Origin of the sequence: Streptomyces sp. NPDC001270 (assembly GCF_042896695.1) — a bacterium.
In the GTDB taxonomy this organism is placed as follows: domain Bacteria; phylum Actinomycetota; class Actinomycetes; order Streptomycetales; family Streptomycetaceae; genus Streptomyces.
In genome coordinates this window covers 1-16541 of sequence record NZ_JBIAXM010000059.1, presented here as the reverse complement: position 1 = coordinate 16541, position 16541 = coordinate 1, and the positions used below count along the sequence as shown (strand labels likewise).

The following is a 16541-nucleotide window of genomic DNA, read 5'->3' as shown; positions in this document are numbered from 1 at the left end:
GCTCACGGTCCGGGAAGCTGCGGAATCAGGGCACGCGAGGAGTCAAGGGCCGGGAACCTGCGGCGGGAGAGCGTACGTTCCCGGGGCCCGCAGCCGTACGATCGCCGGTACGAGCCGCATCCGACACCGACCGCGTCCAAGCAGCAGCTCCGGCCGCCGACCGCCCCGGCGGCGCCCGGCCGGCGGCCGAGCCCGCGGAACCCGCCGGTCCGGCCCCGCCCGGCACGCAGGCCCGCCCCACCCCGCCCGACTCCTGGAAGTGCACCCCATGACGGACATCGACGACACCACGGCCGGCCTCGTCGCCGAAGGCACCCGCGGTGACGGGCTTGACGCCCGGCTCGTCGTCGACCGCGGTTCCTTCCGCCTCGACATCGCCCTGCGGGCCGCACCCGGGGACGTCGTCGCCCTGCTGGGCCCCAACGGTGCCGGCAAGACCACGGCCCTGCGCGCCCTCGCCGGGCTGGATCCGCTCACCGGCGGCCATCTGCACCTGGACGGCGTTGCCCTCGACCGCACCGCCCCGGAGTCGCGTCCCGTCGGTGTCGTCTTCCAGGACTATCTGCTCTTTCCGCATCTGTCCGCCCTGGACAACGTGGCCTTCGGCCCGCGCTGCCAGGGCGCGGGCAAGGCCGCGGCGCGCGCGCTGGCCGTCGGCTGGCTGGAGCGCATGGGTCTGGCGGAGCACGCGGCGGCCAAGCCCCGCCGGCTGTCCGGCGGCCAGGCCCAGCGGGTCGCGGTGGCCCGGGCCCTGGCCACCAGCCCCCGGCTGCTGCTCCTCGACGAGCCGCTGGCCGCCCTCGACGCCCGCACCCGGCTGGAGGTGCGCGCCCAACTCCGCCGCCACCTGGCCGAGTTCGAGGCGGTCGCGGTCCTGGTGACGCACGACCCGCTGGACGCCATGGTGCTGGCCGACCGGCTCGTCGTGGTCGAGCACGGCCGTGTGGTCCAGGAGGGCTCGCCCACTGAGATCGCCCGCCGTCCGCGCACGGACTACATCGCGCATCTGGTCGGCCTCAACCTCTACCGGGGGCGAGCGGACGGCCACTCGGTACGGCTGGACGACGGCCCGGCGATCACCACGACCGAGGACCTGTCGGGCCCGGTCTTCGTGGCCTTCCCGCCGAGCGCCGTCACCCTCCACCGGGACCGCCCGACCGGTTCCAGCGCCCGCAATCTCTGGCGCTGCGAGGTGGTCGGCCTGGAGACGCACGGCGATCAGATCCGTGCCGATCTCGGCGGGGAGCTGTCCGTCGCCGCCGACCTCACCACGGTCGCCGCCGCGGAACTCGGCCTGCAGCCCGGCACGCCGGTCTGGGCGACGGTCAAGGCGACGCAGACCCACGCCTACCCGGCCTGAGGCACCGGCTGCGGCTACGGTGGGGACCGTCAGGGCCCATAACCCCCCAATCCCCCACATTCTGCGAGGCCGTCCCATGAGCCTGAGCATCCGCAACCAGCTCCCCGGCACCGTCACCGCCGTCACCCCGGGCGAGGCGATGGCCACGGTGAAGGTCCGTCTCACCGGCGGTCAGGACCTGACCGCCGCGATCACCCTGGAGGCCGCCGAGGACCTCGGTCTGACCACGGGCTCCACCGTGCGCGCCCTGGTGAAGTCGACGGAGGTCGCCCTGGCCACCGCCCCCGTCCAGCGCGTCTCGATCCGCAACCAACTGCCCGGGACCGTCACCGGCATCGCCACCGGCGGCGCGATGGCCGCGGTGAAGATCGCGGTCGAAGGCGGCGAACTGACCTCGGCCATCACCGAGGAGTCCGTCACCGACCTGGGCCTGGCGGCCGGCTCGCCCGTCTTCGCCCTGATCAAGTCGACCGAGGTGTCCTTGGCGACGGCCTGAGGACGCCGTCCGGCCGACCCCTCTCCGCCGATGGCGCCGAAGGCCGGCCTCGCACGCGTGCGGGCTCCCGTCCCGGCCTCGGACGGGAGCCCGTACACGCTGGCGCGCCCGCCCGGTTCAGTCCGCGTACGCGTCCAGCGGCGGGCAGGAGCAGACCAGGTTCCGGTCGCCGAACGCCTGGTCGATCCGGCGCACCGGCGGCCAGTACTTGTCGGCGGCCGAGACACCGGCGGGGAAGACGGCCTCCGCGCGGCTGTAGGCGTGCGCCCAGTCGCCGCCGAGCGCGGCCGCGGTGTGCGGGGCGTTGCGCAGCGGGTTGTCGTCCGCGGGCCACTCACCGGCACCGACCTTGTCGATCTCCGTACGGATCGCGATCATCGCCTCGCAGAACCGGTCGAGCTCGATCAGGTCTTCCGATTCGGTCGGCTCGATCATCAGCGTGCCGGCCACCGGGAACGACATCGTCGGCGCGTGGAAGCCGTAGTCGATCAGCCGCTTGGCCACGTCGTCCACGCTCACACCGGTCGCCTTGGTCAGCGGCCGCAGGTCGATGATGCACTCGTGCGCGACCAGGCCGCCGGGACCCGTGTAGAGCACCGGGTAGTGGGGCTCCAGCCGCTTGGCGATGTAGTTGGCGGCCAGCACGGCCACCTGCGTGGCCCGCTTCAGCCCCGCGCCGCCCATGAGCCGGACGTACGCCCACGAGATGGGCAGTATCCCCGCCGAACCCCACGGAGCGGCCGAGATCGGGCCGACGCCCGTCTCCGGACCGGCGGCGGGCTGGAGCGGGTGGTTCGGCAGGTACGGCGCCAGGTGCGAGCGGACGCCCACGGGGCCCACGCCGGGACCGCCGCCGCCGTGCGGGATGCAGAACGTCTTGTGCAGGTTGAGGTGCGAGACGTCACCGCCGAAGTGGCCCGGCTTGGCGAGCCCGACGAGGGCGTTGAGGTTGGCGCCGTCCACGTACACCTGGCCGCCGGCCTCGTGCACCTGGGCGCAGATGTCGGCGACGTGCTCCTCGAAGACGCCGTGCGTCGACGGATACGTGATCATCAGCACCGCCAGCTCGTCGCGGTACTGCTCGATCTTCGCCCGCAGGTCCGCGACGTCGATCTCGCCGTCCTCGGCGGTCTTCACGACGACGACCTTCATCCCGGCCATCACCGCGCTCGCGGCGTTGGTGCCGTGCGCGGAGGACGGGATGAGGCAGACGACGCGCTGGTCGTCGCCGTTGGCCCGGTGATAGCCGCGCACGGCCAGCAGACCGGCCAGCTCGCCCTGCGAACCGGCGTTGGGCTGGAGCGAGACCTTGTCGTACCCGGTGACCTCGGCGAGCCGCTCCTCCAGCTCATGGATGAGGGTGAGGTAGCCCTGCACCTGCTCGGCGGGCGCGAACGGGTGCAGCTGGCCGAACTCGGGCCAGGTGACCGGTTCCATCTCGGTGGTCGCGTTGAGCTTCATCGTGCAGGAGCCCAGCGGGATCATGCCGCGGTCCAGCGCGTAGTCCCGGTCGGCCAGCTTGCGCAGGTAGCGCAGCATCGCGGTCTCGGAGCGGTGCTGCTGGAAGACCGGATGGGTCAGGAACTCGTCGGTGCGCAGCAGCGCCTGCGGCAGTGCGTCCTCGGTGGCCGCGTCCAGCGCCTCGACGTCACCCCGCACCCCGAAGGCGGCCCACACGGCACCGACCCGGGCCCGGGTGGTCGTCTCGTCGCACGCGATGGAGACGTGGTCGGGATCGACGAGGTGCAGGTTGACGCCGTTCTCCCGCGCGTCGGCGACGATCCGCTCGGCGCGGCCCGTGGCCTCGACCGTCAGCGTGTCGAAGTAGGCACCGTGGACGGTCCTGAAACCGCCGCCGGCCAGGCCCGCCGCGAGGATCGCCGCGTAGCGGTGGGTGCGTCGCGCGATGGCACGCAGCCCCTCGGGACCGTGGTAGACGGCGTACATGCCCGCCATCACCGCGAGCAGCACCTGCGCGGTGCAGATGTTGCTGGTGGCCTTCTCCCGCCGGATGTGCTGTTCCCGGGTCTGCAGGGCGAGCCGGTAGGCCCGGTGTCCGTCGGCGTCGACGGAGACGCCCACGAGGCGGCCCGGCAGGCTGCGCGCGAACTTCTCGTGCACGGCCATGTAGCCGGCATGCGGCCCGCCGAAGCCCATCGGCACACCGAAGCGCTGGGTCGTACCGACGGCGATGTCCGCACCCAGTTCGCCCGGCGACTTCAGGAGGGTGAGGGCGAGCAGATCGGCGGCGACGGTGACGAGCGCGCCGAGCTCGTGCGCCCGCTCGATGACCGGCTCGAGGTCGCGTACGGCGCCGGAGGCGCCCGGGTACTGGATCAGTACGCCGTTGATCTCCCGCTCGGCGATCCCGGCCGGGATGCCCTCGTGCAGGTCGGCGACCACGACCTCCACGCCGGTCGGTTCGGCGCGGGTGCGGATCACGGCGACGGTCTGCGGCAGTGTGTCCGCGTCGACCAGGAAGAGGCCCTTCTTGTTCCTGCCCATGCGCCGGGACAAGGCCATCGCCTCGGCCGCGGCCGTGCCCTCGTCGAGCAGGGAGGCACCGGACGTGGGCAGTCCGGTGAGGTCGGCGACCATGGTCTGGAAGTTCAGCAGGGCTTCGAGCCGGCCCTGGGAGATCTCCGGCTGGTAGGGCGTGTAGGCCGTGTACCAGGCCGGGTTCTCCATGACGTTACGCAGGATGACGGGCGGCGTGAAGGTGCCGTAGTAGCCGAGCCCGATCATCGAACCGAGGACCTGGTTGCGGTCCGCGAGGGAACGCAGCTCGGCCAGCACCTCGGCCTCGGTCCGGGCGCCCGGCAGATCGAGCGCGTCGGCGTTCTTGATCACATCCGGCACCGCGGCGGCGGTCAGCTCGTCGAGCGAGCCGTAACCGACCTGCGCGAGCATCTTCTCCCGCGCCTCCTGGTCGGGCCCGATGTGCCGCTGCTCGAAGGGGGTGCCCTGTTCGAGCTCGGAGAGCGGAGTGCGATGGGCGGTCATTGCGGAGGCCTCCTGGTCTGACGACCTTCGAGGGGCGCCCCGGCGCGGGCACCCCGACGGCCTCCCCCTCTGTCATCTCGACCTGAGAGCTTCACCGTGCCACCCGAGGCGTCACGGCTTTCCCCGTCGGTGAGAGCGGGAACCGTCGGCACCCGCCCTGCTTTCCAGAGTGACCTCGCCCGTGCGGTACGTGTGCCTGAGAGATTCCGGGGAGGATTTGCTCCTTCGGCGCCTCGGACGATGTCCGGAGGACTCTCCCGCACGGGATCAGCAGCCAACTGCCAGCCTACCAGCGACGCCATCGGCAGGACCTTCGAGTGGCCGCCGCCTCGTTTCTGCTCTTTTGTAGTGCTTACGCATGATTGCGACCAATGAGGAGGGACCGTGCAGACCGACATCGATCCGCGCAACCTGATCGGCCGCAAGGCGTTCGACCGCAACGGCACCAAGATCGGCACCATCGACGAGGTGTACCTCGACGATGCCACGGGAGTGCCGGAGTGGGCGGCCATACGGACGGGCCTGTTCTCCAGGGACGCCTTCGTCCCCCTTGAGCCGAGCGAGCTGATCGAGGGCAATCTGCGTGTCCCCTTCGACCGCGCCCTCATCAAGGACGCCCCCGACTTCGGCGTGGGCCGCCATCTCTCCCCTGAACAGGAACTCCAGCTCTACCACCACTACGGCCTGGACGTGGCGGCACCGTCACCGCAGCCCGACCACGACTTCGGCAGGCTGGCGGGCCAGGACGAGACCTGATGCCACCCCGGGCATCCTTCCCCCACGGCCTCACGCCTGTACGGCCCAACGCCCCCGTTCCCTTCCATGTCACCCGTCGTCCGTCCCCGGTCTCGGCACCGCCCCTTCGGCACGCCCCACCCCATCGGGTACGTCGCTCACCGGATCCGTCGCATCGTGCCCCTCCCAGCACACCGCCGTCTCCGCCCGCCTCGACCCCGGGCGGAGACGGCGGTGCGGTCGCCCACGCGGAGCGTCCCTTCCGTCTCCCCCGGCACGGAAAGCCCCGCCCCTCCCCCTGCCTGCCCCGTTCACCACCACCTGGTACGCGCCGGACCCCGTGCCGGCACGCTCGGACGGCCCGAGGGCTCGGCCCCTCGTTCCTCGGTCCCCCTTCTCCCCCGGCTCGCTCCCTCAGCCCTCCCAGCCCCCTTTCCGCCCCACCCCGCTCGCCGGGCCCTGTTCAGCCGCGCTCACCCCGCGGCCCTGCCCGGCTCCACGTCAGCGGGTCCCCCGCGACGACGGCGACGGCGACCCCACCACCGGTCCGCCCTCAGCCCCCTCCGCTCCCCCGGACAACAACGGCAACGGATCCGCGGGCTCCAGATCGGGATCGTCGACCCGGAACGTCCGCACCCGGCCCGGCTGCGAGACGGGAGTCTCGAATCGCACCGTGACCCGGCCGAGTCCGCTGCCCTGCACCCACCCGTGCCCGTACTCGGTGTGCCGCACGTCGTGCCCCGCGGCCCAATGCCGTTCGGCCGCCGTCGGCCGCTCCTCGACGGGCTCGGCCGCCGTCTCCTCCGATGCCGCGTCGGCCGCCTCCTCCGCCGCCTGGGCGAACAGGTCCTCCTGGGTGTAGTCGGCGAGACCGGAGACGCCCACGCCGAGCAGCCGCACCCCGCCCGTCGTGTCCACGGACTCCAGCAGCCGCATCGCCGCCTCCCGCACCACCGCCGGATCGTCCGTGGGCCCCCGCAGCGTCTCCGACCTGGTCAGCGTGGAGAAGTCGTACCGCCGCACCTTCAGCACGATGGTCCGTCCCGACAGTCCCGCCGCACGCAGCCGCCGCACGCACCGGCCGGCCAGCCGCTGCACCTCCAGGCCGACCCGGAGACGATCGTGGATGTCGACGTCGTACGTGTCCTCGACGGACACCGACTTCGTCTCCCGCTCGGCCACCACCGGCCGCTCGTCGTGCGCCAGCGCCATGGCGTACAAGGCGTGCCCGTGGGCCTTGCCCAGCAGGCGCACCAGCTCGTCCTCACCGGCCTCGGCAAGCTCCTCGACCGTCGAGATCCCGGCCCGCCGCAGGTGGTCACCGGTGGCCGGTCCCACCCCCGGCAGGGTCCGCACCGGCAGCGGAGCGAGCAGCGCACGCTCGGTGCCCGGTTCGATCAGCAGCAGGCCGTCGGGCTTGGCCCGCTCGGAGGCGATCTTCGCGAGCATCTTCGAGGCGGCGAGCCCCACCGAGCCAGTGAGTCCGGTACCGGTCCGTATGTCCGCGCGCAGCTTCGCCCCGGCCCGCCTGGCCGACTCCTCGTCCCAGGCGGTGTCCCCGGCCTCCAGGTCCACGAACGCCTCGTCCAGACTCAGCGGCTCCACCAGCGGGGACAGCTCCGCCAGCAACGCCATCACCTGCTCGCTGACCGACCGGTACAGTCCGAAGCGCGGAACGAGGTAGGCGGCATGGGGGGCCAGCCGACGCGCCTGGGCCATGGGCATCGCCGAGCGGACCCCGAAGGTCCGTGCCTCGTACGAGGCGGTGGCGACCACCCCGCGCGGCCCGAGTCCGCCCACGACGACGGCCTTCCCGCGCAGGCTCGGCTTGGACGCCTGCTCCACCGAGGCGAAGAAGGCATCCATGTCGAGATGCAGGATCGTGGGCACGTTTCGCACATCTCCGATGCTGCACCACGGCACTGACATCGCCCCGCCGCCGGACGGCGACACGGCCCCGGATCCCCTGAGGAAGGCCGCTCGGACCGCCCCGGCCATGCCCTCCAGGCGCCCGTTCGGGCAGCTCAGACCGCCCGGTTGCGCCGCCTGGCCAGCTCGTCCGCGGGATTGTGCCCGACCAGGGTCTCCCCGGTGTCGATGCGCTCTCCGTGCAGCTGGGAGAGCGCACTCTCCACATCCCGCCAGACCACGCCCACGGCGATCCCGAAAACGCCCTGACCGCCCTGGAGCAGGGCGTGGACCTCGTCCGGCGACGTGCACTCGTAGACCGTGGCACCGTCACTCATCAACGTCAGGCGCTCCAGGTCACGGAAACCGCGTTCCCTGAGGTGCTGGACGGTGCTGCGGATGTTCTGCAACGACACGCCGGTGTCCAGGAACCGCTTGACGATCTTCAGGACGACGACGTCGCGGAAGCTGTAGAGGCGTTGCGTACCCGATCCGTAGGCGGGTCGCACACTGGGCTCGACAAGACCCGTGCGGGCCCAGTAGTCGAGTTGCCGATAGGTGATGCCGGCCGCCGCGCAGGCCGTGGGCCCCCGGTAACCGATCTGTTCGGACGTCATGGCCGCCGCCCCTCCACCACTGAGTACGGCCGTCGGCCGTTGCGGGGCGTGATCGGCCGCGCCGCTGCCGGGAGGGATGGACTCCCCGCTGGAACGGAGCCGTGAGTTCGAGGGAGCGAACGGACCACTCTCCCCGAAACCGTGTCCGGGGGCACCCCCAGCCGTACCGTCGCCGCTGCTTCTCACGCCGACCTCCGTCCTTGACCTGCCTTCACGACGGTAGGCAGTCACCAGGGGTGCGTCAACGATCGCCACACTCGGCACGCCGAGTGATAATCACCCTAGGAGTGGTTTCCCGTACCCCACCGCGGGGAAAGGCTAGCCGAATGCACTCGCGGGGGTTCGAAGGACGCTCTCAAAGGCCCCTGGCAATTGCCCCGGCAACGGCTCGTCACGGGCCGTGCACCGGCCCGGCGCCGGCCGCGAAGGGTCGGCTCACTGGCTGCTGGTACCGAAGTCCTCGGGCGAGATCTGGTCGAGGAACTCACGGAACTTCTCCACCTCGTCCTCCTGCTCGTCCGGAATGGCGATGCCCGCGTCGTCGAGCACCGTGTCACTGCCATAGATCGGCGTTCCCGTGCGCAGGGCCAGCGCTATGGCATCGGACGGGCGGGCACTGACCTCCACGCCGCTGGCGAACACCAGCTCCGCGTAGAAGACGCCCTCACGCAGATCCGTGATGCGCACTTCGGTGAGCTCCTGGCCGACGGCTTCCAGCACGTCCTTGAACAGGTCGTGGGTCAGCGGCCGTGCGGGAGCCATCCCCTGCTGGGCGAAGGCGATCGCGGTCGCCTCCCCCGGCCCGATCCAGATGGGGAGGTACCGGTCGCCGCCCACTTCACGCAGGAGCACGATCGGTTGGTTGGAGGGCATCTCGACCCGGACACCTACGACATCGAGCTCGTTCACACAGCAACCCTAGGCCGTGCCCGGGACGTTTGGGTAGTCGGGCAGAGAACGGGTGCACGATCCGGCCGCCGGAACGCCGTACCGTTCGCCGGCGGACCGGCGCGCCGTTCAGGGCAGCCGGACGCCCAGCGCGATCTTCACCAGCGCCGTGTGCAGCCTGACGGTGAGCGCCGCCAGCTCCTTCGTACGGGCCTCGGCGTGGGCTCTGGTCTGCGGGTTCCGGTGGCGCTTCAGCGGGGCCACCACTTGGTCGACGAGGCCCGCCTCGCGATCGGCGGCGGCCTTCATCACCCGAAGGTGACGCGGCTCGATCCCGAACCGTCCCAACTCGGAGACGAGGGAGGCCACGGTGACCGCCTCCGCGTCGTACACCCCGTCCTCCAGTGGAGCGACGAGCCCGTACGATTCCCACTCCTTGAGATCGCTCTCGTCGATCTCCGCCGCCGCCAGCAGCTCGGCACGTCCGATCCGGGCCGGCGCGGGCCCCTCGACGGGCTCCAGGACGTCCTCGCCGTCCCGCTGGCGCCCCACCACGGGAAGCTGCACGGCCTCGCCGCGCTCCATGGCGTCGAGGTGCTCCCGGATCACCTTGAGCGGCAGGTAGTGGTCCCGCTGCATCCTCAGGACATGGCCCAGACGCTCGACGTCCCCCGCGCTGAACTTGCGGTACCCCGAGGGGGTCCGCTGCGGCTCGACGAGGCCCTCCGACTCCAAGAAGCGGATCTTGGAGACGGTGACCTCGGGGAACTCGCCACGCAGCACGTTCAACACCGCGCCGATGCTCATCAGCCCGCTGTCCCTGGCTGCGATACCGTGCCCGGCACCGCCACGCGGTGATTGAAGCATGGACCTTCCCTGGAGTTCCCCCGGACCCGGTCCGGGGGAACGGTCAGATGCCGTGCCGGCTCGCGTAGAAGACCAACCGGTACTTACCGATCTGCACCTCGTCACCGTTGGACAGACCGACCTGGTCGATCCGCTCCCGGTTGACGTACGTGCCGTTCAGGCTGCCCACGTCCGCCACCGTGAACGAACCGTCGGCGCCGCGCCGGAACTCCACGTGGCGGCGCGAGACCGTCACGTCGTCCAGGAAGATGTCGCTCTGCGGGTGACGGCCGGCCGTGGTCAGGTCCCCGTCCAGCAGGAAGCGGCTGCCCGAGTTCGGGCCGCGGCGGACCACCAGGAGCGCCGAGCCGACCGGCAGCGCGTCGACGGCCGCCTGCGCCTCCGGAGAGAGGGACGGCATCTGCGTCTGCCCGGTGACCTCGGCGTCGTACGCCTCCAGACCGGAGATGGAGATCGTGGACGTCGTCTCCGACGACCGCTCCGGGGCGACGCCCGCACGCAGGGGCGCACCACAGTTGGAACAGAACCGGGCGTTCTCCGCGTTCCGGTTACCGCACCTCGTACATACCAGGATCGACATGGACGGATCCTCCTGCCGCGGCTGCCCCACCGGGGCGTTGGACGCGTACGGGCCGGGGGTAAACCCTCCACCCGTACTTGAGGTTGACGGTTGCCCGAAACCTATGCCGCCGGACTGGGCAGGGTCAACAGACGGCGCGCCCTGACCTCCGGAAATGTCACCGCCCGGGCCAGCCACCTGGTCCCGGAACATCGGGCGCTGGCCCTCTGCGTCAGGCTGTGCACGATGGCGAGCGGTCGCACTGCCGCCACCCTCTCGCGCGCTCTTGCCGAACAACTTCGCAAACAACTTCACGGGCGATTCCCCTTGACCGAAACAGACCCGCCCGTGGGGCAGGACGAACCCTGATTCCATACACCGGTCGACCCGGACATCCTCACAACGTCCGTATCCACCAAACAGTTTCCACCACGCACCGAGCCTTCGATGCGCCGACCCCCCGCAACCTCATGCCCCTGCCGGACCTCCCGCATGCACCATCGATTCACTGGGAGGACGACCGAGCGTAGTCAGGCTCCTTCGCCGGTCGCAAGGCGTCAACAATGATCTTGTCCGAACGCTCGACCGTCACAGTGGCCTGCTCCTTCTCAAGAGTCTGCACCACACCTCCGGGGATGTTGAGCGCCGGTTCGAGATCCTGCGGCTTGCCGATGACCTTGAAACGATAGGGAGCGTTGATCTTGTTCCCGTCGACGCTCACGCCGTCGCCGGAGTCCGAGAGATAGCTGCCGGCGACAATGCGTACGGCGTTGACCTGGACCGCCTCAGCCCCGGCCGCGCGCAACTCCTGGATCGCGTCGAGCAGCATGTCTGCCTTGACCGTCCCTTTCGTGTCGCTGATCGTCATCGTGATGCCGGGACCCTGCGCCGCCACAGTGCCCGCCAGAATGCCGAGTTGCCGCTCCTTCTCGGCCGTCTGCCTGCGTGCCTCCTCGGCCTGGTCCGAGCTGTTCTCCAGCTCCTGACGCTGCTGTTCGAGTCCCGTCTTCTCGTCTTCAAGACGCTGCGTACGGTTGTCGAGTTCATCGAGGATGCGTACGAGATCTTCCTGGCGGGCGCCGCGCAGCGCACTGTCGGTGTCACTGTTCGACGCCACCTGGACGGCCAGGCCGAAGCCGAGGCCGAACAGCAGCAGGGCGACGATGAGTTGGGCCCGGGAGACCCGCGGTGGCCAGAGGCCGTCGACCAGGCGCTGACGGCCGGTCAGCTCGGGCCTGCTCTTCTCGTGCCGCGGCTGCCCCGCCTCGGGCCCCGGTGCGGGCACCTCGTCGGGGAGCGCCCGGCGCAGCCTGTACTCCGGCCATTCGTTCGGATCGGTCATCGGCCTCACGCCCGGAACACGTGCCGCCGGATGGCCGCAGCGTTGGAGAAAATACGGATCCCGAGGACCACGACGACGCCCGTGGAGAGCTGCGCGCCCACCCCCAACTTGTCGCCCAGGAAGACGATCAGGGCGGCCACGACCACGTTCGACAGGAACGACACCACGAAGACCTTGTCGTCGAAGATGCCGTCCAGCATGGCCCGGAGTCCACCGAAGACGGCGTCCAGCGCCGCGACCACGGCGATCGGCAGATAAGGCTCGACGACCGCCGGAACCTCCGGACGAACCAACAGGCCGGCCACGACTCCCACGACGAGGCCCAGTACCGCGATCACGTTGTGCCCTTCTCAGTGCTCGGCTGTGCTGTACGTACGATCACACTCGGTGCGGCGGGCAGCTGGAGGTCGTTCACCACCGAGATGTCGGCCCGAACGCCGAAGTTTTCCTCAAGGGCATGCAGGTACAGCCCGTCGGCGCCGTTCTGGAACCTGGTGCTGAACCGGTCCCCGTCCCCCACCGCCAGCACCGTGTAGGGCGGCACCAGCGGTTTGTTGTCGACCAGTATCGCGTCGCCGGCCGCTCTGATCGCGGACAGGGCGGTCAGCCGCTGCCCGTTGACGGAGACGGCCTCGGCACCGGCCGCCCACAGTCCGTTGACGACGCGCTGCATGTCACGGTCGCGCACCCGGCCGGTGTCCGAGAATCCTGCGGTCGTGCGCGGATTCCCGTCACCGCCCGTGCTGGCTTCCCTGGCGTCGTTCACGAGGAGCTTCACTCCGGGGCCGTGCACCGCGGTGGCGCCCGACAGGATCCCCACCAGATCCGCCGTCTCGCTGCCGCCGCTCTGCCTCAGGGCGGCCCGCTGCCGGGTGCTCACGTCGCCACGCAGCTGGTCGACGCTGCCCTCCAGCTTGTCCGCGGTCTCCGTCTCCCGGTCGATCCGGTCGATCAGCTCCTGCCGCTCCTTGGCGACCACGGGTGCCGCCACCCGCGCCTGTGCGGCTCCCACGGTCACGACCAGCGCGGCGAGCACCAGGCCGCCGGCCAGGCCGAGCTTCGCCCGGAGGGTCTTCGGCATGCCGCCCACCGCACCCTGGGACTTCCTGCGGGCGGCGGCCTCGGCGTACCCGTCGTCGAGGCTGTGGTCCATGACGTTGGTGATCAACGACATGGAGGCGTCCGGGCGCACGGGCCGCACGGCCGGTGTGCTCCGAACGGGGGGTTGCTGCGGCATGCCGCACATCGTCGCACGTCGGGGGCAGTTCCTCCGAATGGCCCCACCGGCGTGCCGGACAGGCCCCCTTGGGGGACACTTGTCCGGCACGCGCGCGTGCTGTGTGTTTTACCGTCCGGCGCTGTCCACGACGGCCGACCACTCGTCGAGCAGGGCCTGGGCGGACTGGTCGTCCGGCCCCTCCGCCCACAGGTGGGTGACCGCCTCGGCCGGATCGGGCAGGACCATCACCCAGCGTCCGTCCGTCTCCACGACCCGGACCCCGTCCGTGGTGTCGACGAAGCGCTCTCCCGCTTCCTCGACGACCCGCCGCATCACCAGGCCCTTGACGGCCCACGGGGTGGCCAGATCGCGCTTGAGGACGTGTGCCCGCGGGATCCGCGCGTCGATCTGGCTGAGCGTGAGCTGCGTCCGGGCCACCAGTCCGATCAGCCGTACGAAGGCCGCCGTACCGTCGTAGACGCCGCTGAACTCCGGGACGATGAACCCGCCCTTGCCGTCACCACCGAAGATCGTTCCTTCTTCACGCCCCACGCGCGTGAGGTCGTCGGGAGACGTCGTGGTCCACTCGACCTGTGTGCCGTGGTACGCGGCCACCTGCTCCGCGATCCGGGTCGTGGTCACCGGCAGCGCCACCCGGCCGCTGCGGCGCTCAGCGGCCACCAGGTCGAGCATCACGAGCAGCGCCCGGTCGTCCTCGATGATGCGGCCCTTCTCGTCGACGAGGGACAGCCGCTCCCCCACGGGGTCGAACCGGACACCGAACGCGGCTCCGGAGGACGCCACGATCTCGCCGAGCCGCACCAGCCCCGCCCTGCGCATGTCACCGGTCTCCGTGGGCCGGGCCTCGTCCAGACCTGGATTGATGGTCAGCGAGTCCACTCGGAGCTTGCCGAGCAGGCTGGGCAGCACCAGGCCCGCACTGCCGTTGGAGGCGTCCACGACGACCTTGAGCCCCGATTCGGCGATCCCTGTCGTGTCGACGTTCCGCAGCAGCGACCCGGTGTACGAGTCGAAGACGCTGGCTGGGAAGTGCAGGTCACCGATCTCTCCGGGGAACGCCCGCCGGTACTCCTGCCGCGCGAACACCCGGTCGAGCTTCCGCTGGCTCCCCTGCGACAGGTCGGCACCCTGGCCGTCGAAGAACATGATGTCGACGGAGTCCGGCACCCCCGGCGAGGTCCGGATCATGATCCCGCCGGCGCTGCCCCGCGCGGTCTGCTGCCGCGCCACCGGCAGCGGCACGTTCTCCAGGTCCCGTACGTCGATGGCGCTGGCCTGCAGTGCTGAGATCACCGCACGTTTGAGGGCACGCGCACCACGCGAGTGGTCGCGGGCCGTGGTGACGGTCGCCCCCTTCTTGAGGGTCGTCGCGTACGCGCCGGCCAGCCGAACGGCGAGTTCCGGCGTGATCTCCACGTTGAGGATCCCGGACACGCCCCGGGCACCGAAGAGATGCGCCTGCCCGCGGGACTCCCAGATCACCGACGTGTTGACGAAGGCGCCCGCCTCGATGGTCTTGAACGGGTAGACCCGCACGTTGCCCTGAACGATCGATTCTTCACCGATCAGGCACTCGTCGCCGATGACCGCGCCGTCCTCGATCCGGGCCGCACGCATGATGTCGGTGTTCTTGCCGACGACGCAGCCGCGCAGGTTGCTGTGCTGTCCGACGTAGACGTTGTCGTGCACCACGGCCCGGTGCAGGAACGCCCCGCTCTTCACCACGACATTGGATCCGACGACCGTGTGCTCCCGGATTTCGGCGCCGGCCTCCACCTTGGCGTAGTCGCCGATGTAGAGCGGTCCGCGCAGCACGGCGTCCGCATGCACTTCCGCGCCCTCGGCGACCCACACCCCCGGGGAGATCTCGAATCCGTCGATCTCCACGTCGACCTTGCCTTCGAGGACGTCGGCCTGCGCCTTCACGTACGACTCGTGAGTGCCGACGTCCTCCCAGTAGCCCTCGGCGACGTATCCGAAGACCGGCTTGCCTTCCTTCATCAGCTGCGGGAAGACGTCACCGGACCAGTCGACGGGAACGTCGGGCTCCACGTAGTCGAAGACCTCGGGCTCCATGACGTAGATGCCCGTGTTCACCGTGTCGGAGAAGACCTGCCCCCAGGTCGGCTTCTCCAGGAATCTCTCGACCTTGCCCTCTTCGTCGACGATGGTGATCCCGAACTCCAGCGGATTGGGCACTCTCGTCAGACACACCGTGACGAGCGCACCCTTTTCCTTGTGGAAATTGATGAGGTCGGTGAGGTTGAAGTCGGTCAGGGCGTCGCCCGAGATGACCAGGAAGGCATCGTCCTTCAACGCCTCTTCGGCGTTCTTGACGCTTCCGGCGGTACCGAGTGGTTTCTCCTCATTGGCGTACGTGAGCTCCATTCCGAGCTCTTCGCCGTCACCGAAATAGTTCTTGACGAGCGAGGCCAGGAACTGCACGGTGACGACGGTCTCGGTGAGCCCATGCCTTTTGAGCAGCCGCAGAACGTGCTCCATGATCGGGCGGTTCACCACGGGCAGGAGCGGTTTGGGCATGCTTGAGGTCATCGGGCGAAGACGAGTGCCTTCACCACCGGCCATCACGACGGCCTTCATGTCGGAAGCGTCCTCCTCCAAGAGACGACGGTCTAGCCGACTTCACCCGTCAAGATTGTCCCGCACTTTGCCGTCACGGGCCATCGAGCCACTACGTCGGGGCAATCGTCGAGCTCAATCGGCCATGGCGTCCGCGCGGACCAGACGGCGGACTTGAACCACGTAGAGCACTCCTGCCCACCAGTACAGCGTTGTACCCCATCCCGCGAACGCCCATCCGAAAATAGCAGCGAGTGACGAGATCCAACCACTTCCGTCACTGAGCAGGAGCAGCGGGAAGGCGTACATCAGATTGAAGGTCGCGGCCTTGCCCAGGAAGTTCACCTGCGGCGGAGGGTAACCATGGCGCCTGAGGATGCCCACCATCACCAGGAGGATCAGCTCTCTCGCCACTAGTACGGCCGTCAACCAAATGGGCAGGATCTCACGCCAGGTGAGGCCGGCCAGGGTCGACAGAATGTAGAGCCGGTCGGCGGCCGGGTCGAGAAGCCGACCCAGGCTGCTGATCTGGTTCCAGCGCCGCGCGAGCTTGCCGTCGAGGTAATCACTGACCCCGCTCAGCGCGAGCACCAACAGCGCCCAGCCGTCGCTCTTGGGCCCCCCGAACTCGGGCCTGAGGATCAACCACAGGAAGAGGGGTACGCCGAGGAGGCGCGCCATGCTGAGGATGTTCGGGATGGTGAGAACCCGGTCAGTCTGGATACGGGTCTCCTGGACCTCCACCCGGGGGCCTCCTGTGGGAACGAACCAACGATGCTCCCTGACCCTACCTCAACGCAAAAAAGCTCTGGCCCTCGGGCTGTGTGCCCAAGAGCCAGAGCTTCAAAGGAAGTTCGGCGGCGTCCTACTCTCCCACAGGGTCCCCCCTGCAGTACCATCGGCGCTGTAAGGCTTAGCTTCCGGGTTCGGAATGTAACCGGGCGTT

The 16541-nt window shown here is 69.9% G+C and carries 14 protein-coding genes, 1 rRNA gene and 1 riboswitch; of the genes, 3 read left to right on the top strand and 12 right to left on the bottom strand.

Annotation, left to right across the window (positions count from 1 at the left end):
• Positions 1-268: 268 nt before the first annotated feature.
• Positions 269-1360 (top strand): ABC transporter ATP-binding protein, encoded by a 1092-nt coding sequence (locus ACFY2B_RS43880; protein ID WP_390768666.1) that lies wholly within the window; start codon positions 269-271, stop codon positions 1358-1360.
• Between the two features lie 76 nt (positions 1361-1436).
• Positions 1437-1856, top strand: coding sequence for a molybdopterin-binding protein (locus ACFY2B_RS43875; RefSeq protein ID WP_390768665.1), 420 nt, complete (start codon positions 1437-1439; stop codon positions 1854-1856).
• A 117-nt stretch (positions 1857-1973) separates the two neighbouring features.
• Here ACFY2B_RS43875 and gcvP read toward each other — a convergent pair whose 3' ends face one another.
• A complete protein-coding gene (gcvP, locus tag ACFY2B_RS43870) occupies positions 1974-4859 on the bottom strand; it encodes an aminomethyl-transferring glycine dehydrogenase (RefSeq protein WP_390768664.1) in 2886 nt (961 codons plus the stop codon).
• Positions 4860-5033: 174 nt separating this feature from the next.
• A riboswitch (glycine riboswitch) is annotated at positions 5034-5129 on the bottom strand.
• Positions 5130-5243: 114 nt separating this feature from the next.
• Here gcvP and ACFY2B_RS43865 point away from each other — a divergent pair.
• Positions 5244-5615 (top strand): PRC-barrel domain-containing protein, encoded by a 372-nt coding sequence (locus tag ACFY2B_RS43865; RefSeq protein ID WP_390768663.1) that lies wholly within the window; start codon positions 5244-5246, stop codon positions 5613-5615.
• 480 nt (positions 5616-6095) lie between these two features.
• Here ACFY2B_RS43865 and ACFY2B_RS43860 read toward each other — a convergent pair whose 3' ends face one another.
• The 11 genes from ACFY2B_RS43860 to rrf all read right to left on the bottom strand — a co-directional run.
• Positions 6096-7493: a DNA polymerase IV gene (locus ACFY2B_RS43860; protein ID WP_390768662.1), complete on the bottom strand. Its 1398-nt coding sequence runs from the start codon at positions 7491-7493 to the stop codon at positions 6096-6098.
• A gap of 125 nt (positions 7494-7618) precedes the next feature.
• A complete protein-coding gene (locus ACFY2B_RS43855; protein ID WP_390768679.1) occupies positions 7619-8197 on the bottom strand; it encodes a MerR family transcriptional regulator in 579 nt (192 codons plus the stop codon).
• A gap of 357 nt (positions 8198-8554) precedes the next feature.
• Positions 8555-9028 (bottom strand): bifunctional nuclease family protein, encoded by a 474-nt coding sequence (locus ACFY2B_RS43850; RefSeq protein WP_026253112.1) that lies wholly within the window; start codon positions 9026-9028, stop codon positions 8555-8557.
• 108 nt (positions 9029-9136) lie between these two features.
• Positions 9137-9874, bottom strand: a complete 738-nt coding sequence (locus ACFY2B_RS43845; RefSeq protein ID WP_390768661.1) for a MerR family transcriptional regulator — start codon at positions 9872-9874, stop codon at positions 9137-9139.
• Positions 9875-9917: 43 nt separating this feature from the next.
• On the bottom strand, positions 9918-10808 hold the full coding sequence (locus tag ACFY2B_RS43840) for an FHA domain-containing protein (RefSeq protein WP_390768660.1): 891 nt from the start codon (positions 10806-10808) through the stop codon (positions 9918-9920).
• A gap of 130 nt (positions 10809-10938) precedes the next feature.
• On the bottom strand, positions 10939-11775 hold the full coding sequence (locus tag ACFY2B_RS43835) for a DUF881 domain-containing protein (RefSeq protein ID WP_390768659.1): 837 nt from the start codon (positions 11773-11775) through the stop codon (positions 10939-10941).
• Positions 11776-11780: 5 nt separating this feature from the next.
• Entirely contained in the window at positions 11781-12113 is a 333-nt protein-coding gene (locus tag ACFY2B_RS43830) for a small basic family protein (protein WP_003988855.1), read from the bottom strand.
• Positions 12110-12949, bottom strand: coding sequence for a DUF881 domain-containing protein (locus tag ACFY2B_RS43825; protein ID WP_390768678.1), 840 nt, complete (start codon positions 12947-12949; stop codon positions 12110-12112). Before ACFY2B_RS43825 ends, ACFY2B_RS43830 begins: the two co-directional genes overlap by 4 nt.
• Positions 12950-13120: 171 nt before the next feature.
• Positions 13121-15616: a sugar phosphate nucleotidyltransferase gene (locus ACFY2B_RS43820; protein WP_390768677.1), complete on the bottom strand. Its 2496-nt coding sequence runs from the start codon at positions 15614-15616 to the stop codon at positions 13121-13123.
• Between the two features lie 114 nt (positions 15617-15730).
• The gene (locus ACFY2B_RS43815; protein ID WP_390768658.1) at positions 15731-16339 is read right to left on the bottom strand and encodes a CDP-alcohol phosphatidyltransferase family protein; all 609 of its coding nucleotides are present in this window, start codon (positions 16337-16339) and stop codon (positions 15731-15733) included.
• Positions 16340-16447: 108 nt separating this feature from the next.
• Positions 16448-16541: ribosomal RNA gene (rrf, locus tag ACFY2B_RS43810) — 5S ribosomal RNA — on the bottom strand; the annotation flags it as partial.

Bases quoted from the DNA above. Each gene is read 5' to 3' on its own strand.
- ACFY2B_RS43880 (WP_390768666.1), top strand. From the start codon at position 269: ATGACGGACATCGACGACACCACGGCCGGCCTCGTCGCCGAAGGCACC.
- ACFY2B_RS43875 (WP_390768665.1), top strand. From the start codon at position 1,437: ATGAGCCTGAGCATCCGCAACCAGCTCCCCGGCACCGTCACCGCCGTC.
- ACFY2B_RS43825 (WP_390768678.1), bottom strand. From the start codon at position 12,949: ATGTCGTTGATCACCAACGTCATGGACCACAGCCTCGACGACGGGTAC.
- ACFY2B_RS43820 (WP_390768677.1), bottom strand. From the start codon at position 15,616: ATGAAGGCCGTCGTGATGGCCGGTGGTGAAGGCACTCGTCTTCGCCCG.
- ACFY2B_RS43845 (WP_390768661.1), bottom strand. From the start codon at position 9,874: ATGCTTCAATCACCGCGTGGCGGTGCCGGGCACGGTATCGCAGCCAGG.
- ACFY2B_RS43840 (WP_390768660.1), bottom strand. From the start codon at position 10,808: ATGGAATCAGGGTTCGTCCTGCCCCACGGGCGGGTCTGTTTCGGTCAA.
- ACFY2B_RS43835 (WP_390768659.1), bottom strand. From the start codon at position 11,775: ATGACCGATCCGAACGAATGGCCGGAGTACAGGCTGCGCCGGGCGCTC.
- gcvP (WP_390768664.1), bottom strand. From the start codon at position 4,859: ATGACCGCCCATCGCACTCCGCTCTCCGAGCTCGAACAGGGCACCCCC.